The following is a 14,510-nucleotide window of genomic DNA, read 5'->3' on the forward strand; positions in this document are numbered from 1 at the left end:
ATTGTCGGAAGTGATACCTTGGCATGATCAAAGTGTTAGCAGTACTTTTTAAACACCTAAACTTTTAAACTCATCAACTTTTAGTTGTCCGATGTCGGGTGTCCGATGTCTTTTTCCAACATTCTAAGGTACCAGGAGCGAAGCGATACTAATATACCAGGGTCTAAAGTCGGAAGTCTAAAGTACAACTCAACAACTAAACAACTCAACGCATCAACGTTTCAGGGTGATTGAAGTTTCAAATAGCAACCTCCAAATATCAAATAAGCTCCAAAACTTAATGATCAAATTATTGGCTTTTGTGAATTGAGATTTATTTGAGATTTGAATATTGGGATTTGTATTTTTTCTGATGAGATTCTTCGCTACACCCTTAGACTCCCACTTCGACTGCGCTCAGTGTATCAGCTCAAGGCTGCACTCTGAATGACACATTACTGACAGCATGTCATAACCAGCGCCATGGCATAATGATTGACATATGTTTAGCGATTTGGAATTTGAAATAACACTATAATTTATACTACAACGCTATGAGCAAAATAATTGGAATCGACTTGGGGACCACTAACTCCTGTGTTTCAGTGATGGAAGGTAGCGAACCTACCGTGATCCCTAATGCCGAAGGAAAAAGAACAACTCCTTCCGTGATCGCATTCGTGGAGGATGGTGAAATTAAAGTAGGGGATCCTGCCAAAAGACAGGCAGTGACCAACCCTACCAAAACCATCGCTTCCATAAAGCGTTTCATGGGGAATAAATATTCGGAGTCGCAAAAAGAAGCCGAACGCGCCGCTTACAAAGTGGTGAAAGGGGACAACGATACCCCTCGTGTTGACATTGACGGCCGACTATACACTCCGCAAGAACTTAGTGCGATGATCCTTCAGAAGATGAAGAAAACCGCCGAAGATTACCTGGGCACAGACGTATCCCGTGCAGTGATCACCGTTCCTGCTTACTTTAATGACAGTCAGAGACAAGCTACTAAAGAAGCCGGAGAAATTGCCGGACTCAAAGTAGAGCGAATCATTAACGAGCCTACAGCTGCTGCGCTTGCCTACGGACTTGACAAGAAGCACACAGACCAGAAGATCGTGGTATTCGACTTCGGTGGTGGTACGCATGACGTGTCCATCCTGGAATTGGGTGACGGGGTATTCGAAGTACTTTCTACGGATGGGGATACCCACCTTGGAGGGGACGACGTAGACCAGAAGATCATCAACTGGCTGGCAGACGAGTTCGAGAAGGAAGAAAGCATGGACCTTAGAAAGGATCCTATGGCACTTCAGAGATTGAAAGAAGCTGCGGAAAAAGCTAAAATTGAGTTGTCTTCGTCTTCACAGACAGAGATCAACCTACCATACGTTACTGCGACCAGCAGCGGACCTAAGCACCTTGTGAAAACATTAAGCCGTGCGAAGTTCGAACAGCTGATCGACGACCTGGTAAAAAGAACCATCGCTCCATGTGAGGCAGCTCTTAAAGCCGCCGGACTAAGCAAGAGCGATATAGATGAAATTATCCTCGTAGGAGGTTCTACTCGTATTCCTGCAGTGCAGGAGGCGGTAGAGAGTTTCTTCGGAAAGTCACCGAGCAAAGGTGTGAACCCGGATGAGGTTGTGGCCATTGGTGCTGCGATCCAGGGTGGCGTACTTACCGGAGATGTGAAGGACGTACTTCTGCTTGACGTTACTCCACTTTCCCTTGGTATCGAAACCATGGGTAGCGTAATGACCAAGCTTATCGACGCCAACACGACCATTCCTACAAAGAAGAGTCAGATCTTCAGTACTGCGGCCGACAATCAGCCAAGTGTGGAGATCCACGTACTTCAGGGAGAAAGGCCAATGGCTACTCATAACAAGACCATCGGACGTTTCCATCTGGATGGAATTCCACCTGCGCCAAGAGGGGTACCACAAATTGAGGTGACCTTCGATATCGATGCCAATGGTATCATCAAGGTAACGGCTGCTGATAAAGCGACCGGCAAATCTCAGGATATCCGAATCGAGGCCAGTTCTGGTCTTACCGATGAAGAGATCGAAAAGATGAAAGCAGAAGCTGAAGCAAATGCCGAGGCCGATAAGGCTGCCAAGGAGATGGCCGATAAGATCAACGAGGCGGATGGCATGATCTTCCAGACAGAGAAGCAACTGAAGGAGTTTGGCGACAAGCTAAGCGACGACAAGAAGAAGCCTATCGAAGATGCTTTGGAAGAGCTGAAAAAAGCTTACGAGACCAAGGATGTAGATACCATTCAGCCTGCACTTGACAAGATCAACGAGGCCTGGAAGACAGCTTCCGAAGAGCTTTACAAGGCACAAGCCGAAGAGCAGCAAGGTGCTCCAACAGGAGATGCCGGTGATGCCGGAAGTACCGGTGGTGACGAAGGAGCTGATGTTGAAGACGTAGACTTCGAAGAAGTGAAATAAGCAGAGAACTCGTTTTGCACTCTTCGATACATCCGCCTGATGGCGAATACTCAGAGTCCGCAAAACGATGTGAATCGCTTATGCTGAGCGAAGTCGAAGCATCTTAGAATAAGATTCTAGAGCCTAGACCCTAGAATAACGATAGAAGCCCTGCTTCCCACTTTCACTGAAGTTTCAGTGGGTGAGGAGCGGGGTTTTATTTTTCTAATTAATGTGATTTATCTTCTAGCCTTCAATAATTGATGCTTACCTATGTTCGTGTGGCATTATGCTCGCAGTCGAAGTTTACTGTAGGTGACTCTATAAAAAAGTACAGGTCGTCACCGTTCAAATTACCAAAACCAGAAAGCATGACACTGCCTCCCTGTACTGGAATATCAAACTCAGTTGAACTGGTTAACAAGGCCGTATATTCAACTCCTGTACCATCCGGGTTTTCCACTCGAATAGTAATACCGTTCACTTCGTTGGGAGTTGCTCTTACTATATAATTATAATTTGTACCACAGAAACCGGCACCTCCCGAATAATTCCCAAGAAATTTGTTGATCATTGCAACACATGGATCTCCTTCGAACCACATTTCACATACGACTACTTCTTCATTCCCTTCATCATCGGATTTACAACATATAGTAACTGTAAACAATAGGCAGATCAATGCCAGAAATTTAATAGATTTCATACATCTTATGATTAGTTAGTGAAATTAAATGTACTACTTTATATCGGTTTGTGTAACCGGCCCGTATTTCTCTGCTAAGGTTTTTATTTCTGAAGCTTTCCCTACCATCACGATCTGGAAATTGTCCTTTGGAAAATAGGTAGCGATTATCTGGTTCGCCTTTTCCAGGGTGAGTCCGTCCACGGCGCTTTCGAAATCATTGATAAAACTCTCATCGAAATCGTACCAGAACATCTCGGTCAGCAGATTGGATAGCTGTCCCGAGGTTTCGTAACGTGGCGGGAACTGCCCCTTTACGTAATTCTTAGCAGAAGTGAGCATATCCTGATCGATTCCCTTTTCGTGCAACCGTTGGATCACCTCCATCGTAAGGTCCAGCGCTTCCTCTGTGGTTTCTTTTGCCGTAAAGGTGCTCACGTAGAAGGATCCACCGTTCTTATAATTCACAAAGCGGCTCCTGGCGCCATAAGTGAGTCCGGAGTTGGTTCGTAGCTCCTCGTTCAGCATAGAAGTGAAGCGGCCACCAAATAAGGTGTTGATGACACGTAAAGCCACAATATCCTTATTGTTTCTCGGAACACCGGGACCTCCTATATAATAGGTAGTTTCCCTGGCATCGTCTTTATTCACCAAAAGCACAGTTCCCTCGGAAGGTGCTGAAATGGCTTGCGAAGCAAGATTCTTCGGTTCCGAATTACCTTTCTTCCAATCGGAGAAAAGGGAGGTCAACATTCGTTTCATCTCCGCTGTTTTGAAGTCGCCCACCACGCTAATGGCCATATTGTTTGGTTGGTAATGCGAGGTGTAAAAAGCCTTTAAGTCGGTCACGGTTAGTTTCTCAACGGAGGTGATAGTGCCGGATAGTGAATTGGCATACACATGATCTCCGAACAGTTGCTTGTCGAAGTAATCCCCGATCACCGATCTGGGACTTTCCTTATTTCTTTCCAACTGGGTAAGAACTCGTTTTTTCTCCTTTTCGAACTCTTCAGCATTAAAAACCGGCTTTCTCAGTAACTCCTTGACTATATCCATTACTGTTTCTGTGTCCTTGGCGGCAAACCTGGAAGATAGTGCTGCATACTCCTTGGAAGCATACGCATTCACACTGGCACCAATAAAGTCCAGGGTTTCATCGATCTTGGACTTATCATAATTCTCGGTACCGTGCTTTAAGGCAGAGGCCGTAAGTTGTGCGAGTCCGGATTGTTCACCGTCGTAAATGGCTCCGGCTGGTAATATGGCTGAAACGCTGATCAAAGGAACATCGTGCTGCTCCATGAGGTAAATGGTCAAGCCATTTTTTAGCTGAAAGCGGTCATAATCGGGCAGGGTGTAGTTTTGAGCCGTTACACTTCCGAAGGAAAGTATGACCAAAGCAAATACGAGGAAAGTTCTATTTAAATTTTTCATACTCTTAATCATCTACGTTTGACTTTAAAACACCCACGGTGCGATTACTTTTCCTGAAATAGGTATTGGCAACTCTTTTAACATCCTCAACGGTCACCTTGTTGTAGTTTTTAGGTGCTTCGAACATTTTCTTGTAGTCACCAAAGAAGAGTTCGTAGGTGCCCAGGTTGTTGGATTTACCATTGATGGTCTCTATCTGTCCGTAGAATTCCATTAACTTCTGGTTTTTTATCTTCTGAAGTTCCCTTTCCGTAATACCGTCTTTTTTGATCTTGTCTAATTCTTCATAGATAGCTTTCTCTATTTCACCTACTGATGCATCCGCACTGGCTGCTGCATAGAAATTAAAGAGGTTAGGGTCGAAGCTTTCAGCATGAGAGGCAAAAACCATCGTAGCCAGTTGTTTCTCATCCACAAGGGAAGAATACAACCTGGATGATTGTCCGCTGGAAAGCACAGAACTCAGAATGCTCAATGCGTAGTAATCCTTGTGTTTTGCTTCGGGAGTGTGATATCCTATTACCAAATAAGGCGTCGCCACATCTTTCTGGACCGTAACGCGTCGCTCCCCGGTTTGCTTAGGCTCTTTGATGTGGATCTTCGGCGGCGCTTCCTGGGCGGGAATACTTCCAAGGTATTTTTCAGCTAGTTGTTTTACTTCGTCGAATTTCATGGCCCCGGATATTACAACCACACAATTATTAGGTGCGTAATAGGTTTTGAAATAATGTTCCAGGTCTTCCTGCTTCCAGTTCTTCATATCGTCCAGGTAACCGATCACCGGCCAGTGGTAGGGGTGCTCCTGGAAGGCTGTGGCGTTAACCGACTGGATGATATTTCGCCAGGGCGAATTCTCAAGGCCCGTACTGCGCTCACTGATCACCACGCCACGCTCACTTTCTACCATTTTGGGGTCGATGCTCAGACTTGAGATACGATCGCCTTCAAGGTCGAACATCACTTCGGCCGAAGAAGCCGGGAACCAATTGGTATAGACGGTAACATCCTGGGTGGTGTAGGCATTGTTGGCTCCACCGTTGAATTCCATGACCTTATCGAATTCTTTCGGGCCGTATTTTTTAGCACCGTTGAACATCATGTGTTCGAAGAAGTGGGAAATTCCCGTAGTGCCCTGTCCTTCATTCCGACTTCCTACTTTGTAGAACAGGTACATATTGGCATTGGGGATGGAGAAATCCTCGACCACGAGGAATTTCATCCCGTTGTCGAGAGTGAATGACTTCACGTCGTCTGCTTTCAACTGGCCATAGGAAATGGCACTGAGCGAAAGGCAGAACAGCAATAGTAATTTTTTCATACTTGAATTGTTTTAAGCAATTTTTTGAAGAGTGCTAAAGGTAATTAATTCTTCCCTCAAAAAATGGGCACTATTGTTAATTCTGAATGCGACAATACCAGTTTGTATTTTCTGTGTCTATGACTGTACATGCCACATCACTATGGGAAGATTTCCTGGAAGCATTAGCATTTAAAAGCGCATCCCATGAATCATTTATTTCGATCGGATAACCTATTGAAACTCCGTAATTGATTACGTTTTCCAAATTCCCGGGAATGATCCGTATAGATTGATTCCTGGTAACTGCAGGGGCCTGACTATATCTTCATATTCAATTCCACGACCCGATTAGTTGCAACCACTTCCTTTCTTTTTTGGAGTGATTCCTTTGCGTTCGAGATAATCACAGGCACCACAATCCCCGTCACTACAAGCGGTGTTGAGATATTCTTTAGCTCTGTTAGGATCTGCTGTAAGTCCCTCTTTGCCTTCGAACAGCATTTTTCCATATTGGACCTGGGCCGGGGTATAATTTCCGTCTGCTGCCTTTCGAAGCATAGTATTGGCCTTGTTCAGATCTTTGTCTGTACCTCTTCCTTCACGATAATACACAGAAAGCCAATAGGCGTGGTAAGCGTCATTTTCCAGAAGGACGATTTCCTTCAGTACTGAAATAGCTTCACGGTACATCTTATAGTGATCAAAGGTAAAATACAAATGCGAATTATACGATGGCCTGAGTTTAACAGCTTTCTTCATATAAGAGATGCAGACCTCCTTGTTTTCCGGAACTCCAAGTGCGTCGAAGGTCATATAATTATAAGTGTCATAACTCTTTTCAATATGGCTGTTTTCCTTGGCCCAGTAGAACATCGCTTCCGCACTATTTCCATAATCAGCCTGTCTTTTTAACCATTTTGCGCCAAGGGCCTGATCCCTGTGTTTATTGGTAAGATAATAGATGGACAACCCGAGTTTTCTATCGAGCGCCCAGTTAATATCACTTTCTGCTACCATCACCAAGTCGTTAATCTCTGATTTCGAATAGATGTACCTTGTAGAAAAATAGCCGTTCTCCTTTATATTCCATTCAACCTTGCCTCTCATTTTGGCTATCCTTGGATCTTCTTGAATAGTGCTGGTTTCTTGTGCATTAACAATAATAAATGAAAAGAGTAGTAGTAGGGAGGTAATCTGATTTCGTAACATAAGATGGAATTGTAATTTGTAAAACATAAATACTAATTTTTCAAAAAAATTCCAAATTCGGATGTGCCCGATATGAAGCTCTTTTTCGTAGCTTTATCATCATCAACCCAATTAAATTCAACAATTATGAAAAAAACGATCTTTATCACATTATTTGTTTTGCTGATCTCTATAGGTTCGCAGGCACAGGAAGGCTTTATAGGGGAAGTAAAACTCTTTGCCGGAAATTTCGCCCCACGTGGATGGGCGTTCTGTGACGGACAATTATTATCGATTTCACAAAATACAGCATTATTCTCCATCCTTGGAACAACCTATGGAGGGGATGGCAGGACTACTTTTGCTCTGCCCGATTTAAGAGGACGGACTGCTATGGGACCTCGACAAGGCCCTGGTTTGGATGACGTACGATTAGGACAAAGGTCAGGAGGTGCATTGGTTCCCAACAGTGCTGGTGAAACAACTCTTAGCACTACATCCCCAAAGCGAACCCAACCGTCACTGGGACTGAATTATATCATTTGCCTGCAAGGGGTGTATCCTTCGAGGAATTGATGCCCGTGAGTCGTCAATAGTTAGACGTGAGTCGAATAAAAAAACCTCGCTATTGCGAGGTTTTTTTATTTCATTTAAGGTCACCGAGCGGAGCCGAAGTGACCTATTCTATCCTTTCAACCAGGCCTTCCTCAAAGCGATCTGCTCTTCAGTGGCATTCTCCACAGGCTGAAGGCTTTTGCCTTCGGTATAACCCTGGGTGGTGGTGGTTTCGATGAGAACCTCTTCGCCCTCACGCTCCAGTTTCAGGCTTATTTCAAGCCCGGGCGTCCAGGTGTAGACTCCCTGGAAGATCTGCTGGGCCGTTTCCAAGGTAACCTCGGTCCCGTTTACATCTTTAATAATGTCTCCGGACTGCACTCCCTGCTCTGCCCAGAAGCTGTTCATTAGGGCCGCATCGTTGAAGGTTACCTGCGCAGTGACAGGGTTAAATTCTACGATAGGTGCTCCGTTCAGCAGGATGTAATTGGCCTCTACCTGTTGTGTAGTGAATTCGAGTCCCACCTTTGCAAAGAAAGTACCGTAGTCAATTGGTGTGGTTCCGGCTACGTGGGTATCCAGGAACTCACGAATGGACGGGTAGGTGAGAGCCGTGATCTCGTCGAAGAGCTTGTCGTCCTCGAACGGCTGGTTCTTACCGTATTTGTTCGATAGTTCTTTCATTAGGGAAAGGATGCTTCGCTGACCGTCGCTTTCCTCACGCATGAGGATATCGATACACATCCCGATAAGCGCTCCTTTCATATATACGTTGTAGTACTGGTCGGCATAGGGCTGTGCCAGTACATTCTCACTCATTTCGGTGAAACTCATGGTGTCGTCCAGCATCATGGAGGTCTGGATCTTGCTCATGATGTCGCCGTAGAATTCTTCTTGGGAAACCAATCCTTCGTACACCTGGAAGTGAGTGGCGAAGTATTCGGTAACGCCTTCATAAAGCCACAGGTGCTTGGAAAAGGTGGGTTCGTTATAATCGAAGTAGTGCACGTCTTCCGAGTGGATGGATAGCGGACTCACGATATGAAAGAATTCGTGGGAAACCGTATCGATCAGGCTTTCAGCCAGGGCCCCGGCCGGCATGGCTTCAGGCATTACCACCACGGTTGATTTGTGGTGTTCCAGGGCTCCGAATCCTTTTGGTGATTCGGGGGTGCCTTCGGAAAGGTATAAGTAAATGTCGTAGCGAGGTGTACTGTCCAGGTCGCCCAGGTAGTTCTTTTGCGCCTGCATCATGGTGAGCATGGTCTCTTTAAGGCTTTCCGAAGAATGAAGTCCGTTAGGCGAGTACACGCTTAGTACCACGTTGATCCCGCTGAGGTCGAATTCCTCTACGGAAAGCTTGCCGTACATCATTGGGTTGTCTGTCACGTCAAAATAACGAGGCGCGTAGTACTTGGTGGTCACGGTGTTGAATTCCTTGTTCTCTTTTTCTTCCACCATTTCAAGGGCGGAGGTACGGACAAAATCCGCAGGAGCGGTCACATCCAGGGAGTAGGCGCTGTTCTTTAGTGAATCGAAGTAACCAACGAAACCGTGAAGGTTGAGCATGTAATTGTCTTCTTCGATGTTTGTCCCGGCAGGGGAGAAGGGCGTTTCACCGCCTATGCCGCCGACAGCCTCAATGTCGAAGGTATCGTTCACGTAGTAGGTGATATAGTCCAGCTGGGTACCGTTGGGGATCACCCAGGTGTTGGTATCGGTCTTTGTGAATTCCAGTTCGTTGCCGGAATAGTCTATGGCTTTAAAGTCTTCCACGTACTTCCCGAAATCCGAAACCGAGTAGGTACCCTGTACTACTTTTGGCAGGCGGTAGGTAACATCGTCTTTCTGAAATTTGCCTGGGTTTACGGTCACCGGCACGCGGTCGTTATCCGTAGCGGAAAGGTTAATGGTGATAATGATTGAAGTAGGGTCGTTAACGGGAGTAGTTGGGATGGTCCCGGCGTAGGAGGGAACTGCGATAAGCAGTGCCAGGGCTGCAACAGCCAAAAATTTAAGTCTCATAATTCGTGTTTTGATTGAATCTTATTTTCAATAAGACTGCAAGGATAGGAATATGTTACGAGTAGAGGAGAATTTTAAGAATAGTTTATAATTGTATTGATGGAAGTCCGAAGTCAGAAGTCGGAAGCACAGACTAAACAAATCAACGCATAAACGCATAAACAATTTGTCAGGTGTATGTTGTCGGGTGTCCGGTGCCAGAAGTCTGAACTCGAAAGGACGGATCAAATAAATAAACGCATCAACGAATCAACGACTTAGGATTTTTAAGAAATGTTTGGGAGTTAAAAGGGGAATGGTTATAACGGTCTGGTATAAGAATAGTAGCGGATTTTTATGCACTTACTTTCCATTTTGTTACTGTCGTTTAATTCATAAATTTCACTTTTGCTTTAGCACTTAAGCCGCTATTATTTTTATACATTGTTAGGTGCTTTTGTTGCTTCAGTAATTCCGAAAAAACAGATAATAAACTCGTTTTACTATTCATTCCCAATTCAAATTAGCGCCCAATTGCAAAATTTTCCAACCATATTTTTCGAGCGTCATATCGTTACAAAACATGACTAACCCCAAGTTATCACTAGGATAAATTTGCATAATGGTATAAAAACCAGGTCCGCCTCCTGTATGCTCGAGTTTATATCCACTCTTTTCTTTAAATACGTGCCAACCAATCCCTCGCCTAAAGAAATACGTACCATCGTCATTCGCTTGTGCAACATGGCTATTATTGGTCATTAGTTCGATGGATTCTTCTGAAAGGATACGATTACCATCAAGTGTACCCTTATTCAAATACGCTCTGACCAGTCGTGATGCATCCATTGAAGATCCTATTAATCCCGATGGAGGCTCCTGGTCTGTGTAAACACGTTCCAGCCATAAACTATTATTCGAAGTTTCACGAATATATGAGCCTATCATTAAACGAAACATCGGAGCCATGAAAGTAAAAGTGGGATGTGACCCAGCAGCTTCAACAGCTTCCATGTCGGTTGTGTAAATAAAGTCTGTTTGCTTCATCTCAAGCGGTTCAAGTATGTTTTGCCTAATGTAGTCCCTATAGCTTTGCTCACTTACTTTCTCAATAATAGCACCGAGAAGCATATAACCGATATTTGTATATGCAGTGTCTTCACCAGGTTCAAACTGCAATGTTGAGAAATCCGAAAACTTCTGTTCTACTAAGGCTGTCTGATCTAAGGCTGGCTCTGTATCGTGATGTATCCATTTCGCCAATTTCATACCGCTGGCATCAGGTATTCCTGAACTATGATTAAGCAAATGCCTTATCGTTATGGTGCTGCTTTCATCTGATGGATATTTTACTTCAAAGAATGGCAGATACTTCGAAACGGCGTCATCTAACTGAAGTTTCCCTTGTTCCTGAAGTTGGAGAATGGCCATAGCCGTTGGGATTTTTGTAATGGACCACCAATGATAGACAGTCTCTGGTGTGGCTTTTATTTTTAGCGGAGCATCTGCCCACCCAAAGCCTTTATTGTAAACTATGCTGTCATTTTTAACAATAAGCATTGAAAGTCCTTGCGGTGAACCCGAATTAACAAGTTCTTTAAGATAAGTATCAAGTTGAGCAATAGTGTTTACGGTTTCTGGAGGAGCAGCGATTTTAGGCCTTAAGGAATATCCCAATAAAATGACCAGTAGAAGAACAATAACTAATACAATTTTTCTCCGTTTAGTTAATTTTAAGGTTTTCACTTTTACATTAAATTTCTTCACGTTAATTGCACCTAACGGTTGTATAAAGTTACTTCTTGAGTTCGTTCTAAAAAATGTGATGTTAACCCCACTTATTGGTAGTTATTAACATCCTTTAGTTTTTAACGACCAAAAGGGTTTTCATTATTTATTACTATTCTCCACCGTGCCTAAAATAGGCAAGGGGAGGGAAAATCTTTTGCGGGTTTCCGTAGTGCTAACGCACTAGTATCTTAGATTTTTAGTAGGTGAATGCTATTCTACTAAAATACTAACGATCTAATATACAAACGTACTAAAAGGGGGAGAATACTTTTTAAAAGATATTAAAAATGATTCATTCAGTTGTACGGATAATAGATTAATAGGATGTTCTATTCGTAAATGTTAGGTAATTCTTTATCACGTATGTTATTCGTTTTGAATTTCTCGCAATATCTTAGAAAATATGTGGCTTTGTCAAACGGATTCAGACTTTTATACTCGATTTCGATGATAAGATTATCCATGTCCTTTTGAGCCTGGGTGTTGTAAAATTTAGGCGCGATCTGTTTCAGAAAGTACAATTCGTTGTTGCGTCCCGGAGCTACTACATAGCCATTGTCCAAAAAATTTATTTCTTCGATTAGCAAGGTATCTTTGGAAAAAGTAAGCTTGCTTTTATCATTGAGCCAACTAGTAAGGCTTGAATCATTCTGAAAAGCAAACTCATCAAGGAAATATCTGAAAGAGGTAATCCTTGCAGGCCCCGGCCCCACATTAGTAAGAACAAGGCCTTTCTCCTTTTCCGAATCTATTTTTCTGAAAACAATTTGTAAATACGGCTTTTCTTTTTCTAATTCGAGTTGTATCGCCCGTTCTGTTTGTGCCTTTTGTAATTTGACGGTCTGCTGGTGCTCTATAACCGAATAGACAAGCGCCCCTGCCGCGATAACGATAGTTAGAATTTCAATTGAAAGTTTTAGTTTAGAATTACCCATTTTTTGAACTGTAGACTATAGACAATTTTTAGTTACTACTCTTGAAATACCATTGCACATATTGAGCTATAATCCGTATTTCCGAGGATCGTATTCGAAATCAATATCATTCAGTTTCAATGACTCCCTGGCAACAGGGTCTTCAATTCCACCTATTTGTGTTAGACAGGTAGCCAATCGCTGCATATCATGTTGCTTGACAGCATTACCTTTGCTACAGCCGATAGAGGTGTAGAGCTGGTCCGCTTCACGACCCAGGGCTCTTACGATTTTTAATATCTCACCATTCTCCACTATGCTGAATCGTTTGTTCTCTACATCATTTTTATTTCTGAAGACTGGACTTCCATTGAAGGAGTAGGCGGTGACATTTTCACGGTTTAAAGAGACATGAATAGAAATACCGCCACCCAGAGAATGTCCGGCTACAGTTACAGGTTCCCTACCATATTGCTTCCTTATCTGGTCGAATATTTTGATGGCGTATTTATTCTGACTTTGCTTGAATGGATTATTACCAGTTTTGAAGTCTTTGAAGGAATCAGTCCCTCTGAATACCAGGACCAGGCCATTATTGGATCTTTCCTTAAACAATACTGCATAGAAGTCGATATCCTCGTTAGGGAATTCCTGGAGTTGTTCGAAATAATCTGATACTTTAAATTGAAATTGATCATTGTAGACATTCTTCGAAAGTTGCGCATACATCCAGGACTTGGAAGATATTTCCCGGATCTCATTGCACCAGCCGGTGTAATGATTACATCCAGTTAGTTTTATTCTCGATGATCCGCAACCCAAAACCAGGGTCGCGAATACGATAAGTATCAAGTATTTTTTCATGTGATGAGTTTAAAGGTTATCACTATTCGTTTTCCTGATCATCGGATTCATTGCCAGTCTGCTCTTCCTTTTCTTCATTAACTTTGTTGGTATCATCTGATTCTGACAACAAAATACTTTCCTTTTCTTCATCACCCTCATCGAGAACGGTACTGATGATCTGATCTATTCGATCTTTGCTGAAGCCTAGCTCTTTCATTTGAGCAACTAGAGTGTTCAGCTCATTTAAGACTTCTTTTTTTCTTGCTAAATTTTCAATCTCTGTATATAGTTCCTTTTCCTGAAGTTTGATCAAACTATCTGCGGCTTGGCCGAAAAGTTCCAATTGATCATTATCAGCGCCGTTATAAACGTTCTCATTAAATCTGTACAAAATACTTCTGGACAAATTTAGACTTGATGACTTATTGGTGAGCTTTTGGACGCTGCTAGTTAGGGACGTAATTAACTCGGCTTTTGCTTTGAGTGCTTGTGGATCCTTCTCATTTTTACTCGCTTCGGCGGATGCATTCAACGTTCTAGCGATCTCTCTGGCGACGTCGGGTTGTTCTTCGGCCAGATATCTAACCTGATATTGAGCTTCATCGTCGATCTTCTCAATAACGTTGGATACACCCATGCGCATACTTGCATCGAAGAAATAAGCTCCGCTGGATAGATTGGTTGTGTATTTTTTCTCTTCGGAATTTTCTCCTCCGGTGTATTCAGTTTTATTAAATCCTTTTGGCGCAATATATGCCGCATTGACGCCGGTTCTAATTTTTGCGGTATTTCTTGCCGAATAACATCCAGATAATAGAATGGAGAGCCCTAATAGAGGGAGAAATCTTTTCATAGCGTTAGTTTTAGTCAAATAAAATTCCCCACCCATTTCTTCGTGAAGAGTGAGGGGGGAGAATTCGTTTTTAAATATAAGGAAAATTTAGTAGTTAGATGTGAGTAGTTAGATGTTAGAAATCTTTTATAGACAAATCAACGCATCAACGAATCAACGAATAACTTGTCTGGTGTCCGGTGTCCGATGACGGGTGACGGGTGACGGGTGTTTGGGTTGAAAGTCGGTCTCCCTGCGCAAACTTCGTTTGCTTCGGAAGGTGTTGAAAGTCCGAAGTCCGAAGTCGGAAGCAGAGACTAAACAAATCAACGCATAAACGAATAAACAATTTGTCCGGTGTTGGTTGTCGGGTGTCCGGTGTTCGGTGTTAGAAGTGAGTAGTGAATAGTGAGTAGAGGGGAATAATCAAAAAGCAATATCCAAATAACAAATAAGTTCCAAAATCTAACGATCAAAATATTGAGATTTGGTCATTGGGAGTTATTTGAGAATTGATGCTTGTAATTTAAAGTTTTTCGAT

11 protein-coding genes are annotated in these 14,510 nt (G+C 43.1%); 2 read left to right on the top strand and 9 right to left on the bottom strand.

What is annotated here, in order from left to right; all coding sequences use genetic code 11:
- The first annotated feature begins 533 nt into the window (after window positions 1-533).
- Window positions 534-2,441, top strand: a complete 1,908-nt coding sequence (gene dnaK / locus J1N09_RS15145) for a molecular chaperone DnaK (protein ID WP_265201128.1) — start codon at window positions 534-536, stop codon at window positions 2,439-2,441.
- Window positions 2,442-2,691: 250 nt separating this feature from the next.
- On the opposite strand, the gene J1N09_RS15150 is transcribed toward dnaK, so the two are convergent.
- The 4 genes from J1N09_RS15150 to J1N09_RS15165 all read right to left on the bottom strand — a co-directional run bounded on the left by J1N09_RS15150 (window position 2,692) and on the right by J1N09_RS15165 (window position 7,048).
- Window positions 2,692-3,126 carry a hypothetical protein gene (locus tag J1N09_RS15150; protein WP_265201129.1) on the bottom strand — a complete coding sequence of 145 codons (435 nt, stop codon included), beginning with the start codon at window positions 3,124-3,126 and terminating at the stop codon, window positions 2,692-2,694.
- 33 nt (window positions 3,127-3,159) lie between these two features.
- A complete protein-coding gene (locus J1N09_RS15155) occupies window positions 3,160-4,539 on the bottom strand; it encodes a M16 family metallopeptidase (RefSeq protein WP_265201130.1) in 1,380 nt (459 codons plus the stop codon).
- A gap of 4 nt (window positions 4,540-4,543) precedes the next feature.
- Window positions 4,544-5,857 (bottom strand): M16 family metallopeptidase, encoded by a 1,314-nt coding sequence (locus tag J1N09_RS15160; protein ID WP_265201131.1) that lies wholly within the window; start codon window positions 5,855-5,857, stop codon window positions 4,544-4,546.
- Between the two features lie 330 nt (window positions 5,858-6,187).
- A complete protein-coding gene (locus J1N09_RS15165; protein WP_265201132.1) occupies window positions 6,188-7,048 on the bottom strand; it encodes a tetratricopeptide repeat protein in 861 nt (286 codons plus the stop codon).
- A gap of 126 nt (window positions 7,049-7,174) precedes the next feature.
- Here J1N09_RS15165 and J1N09_RS15170 point away from each other — a divergent pair, with 126 nt between their 5' ends.
- A complete protein-coding gene (locus tag J1N09_RS15170; RefSeq protein ID WP_414826857.1) occupies window positions 7,175-7,603 on the top strand; it encodes a phage tail protein in 429 nt (142 codons plus the stop codon).
- Between the two features lie 108 nt (window positions 7,604-7,711).
- Here J1N09_RS15170 and J1N09_RS15175 read toward each other — a convergent pair whose 3' ends face one another.
- The 5 genes from J1N09_RS15175 to J1N09_RS15195 form a co-directional block, all read right to left on the bottom strand.
- On the bottom strand, window positions 7,712-9,607 hold the full coding sequence (locus J1N09_RS15175; RefSeq protein WP_265201133.1) for a peptidase M61: 1,896 nt from the start codon (window positions 9,605-9,607) through the stop codon (window positions 7,712-7,714).
- Between the two features lie 486 nt (window positions 9,608-10,093).
- On the bottom strand, window positions 10,094-11,353 hold the full coding sequence (locus tag J1N09_RS15180) for a serine hydrolase domain-containing protein (protein WP_265201134.1): 1,260 nt from the start codon (window positions 11,351-11,353) through the stop codon (window positions 10,094-10,096).
- A 353-nt stretch (window positions 11,354-11,706) separates the two neighbouring features.
- Window positions 11,707-12,312, bottom strand: coding sequence for a hypothetical protein (locus J1N09_RS15185; RefSeq protein WP_265201135.1), 606 nt, complete (start codon window positions 12,310-12,312; stop codon window positions 11,707-11,709).
- Between the two features lie 66 nt (window positions 12,313-12,378).
- Window positions 12,379-13,155, bottom strand: a complete 777-nt coding sequence (locus J1N09_RS15190; RefSeq protein ID WP_265201136.1) for an Mbeg1-like protein — start codon at window positions 13,153-13,155, stop codon at window positions 12,379-12,381.
- Between the two features lie 22 nt (window positions 13,156-13,177).
- Window positions 13,178-13,990: a hypothetical protein gene (locus J1N09_RS15195; protein ID WP_265201137.1), complete on the bottom strand. Its 813-nt coding sequence runs from the start codon at window positions 13,988-13,990 to the stop codon at window positions 13,178-13,180.
- Window positions 13,991-14,510: the final 520 nt, after the last annotated feature.

This window comes from Aureitalea sp. L0-47, assembly GCF_026126405.1.
Taxonomy (GTDB): domain Bacteria; phylum Bacteroidota; class Bacteroidia; order Flavobacteriales; family Flavobacteriaceae; genus Pukyongia.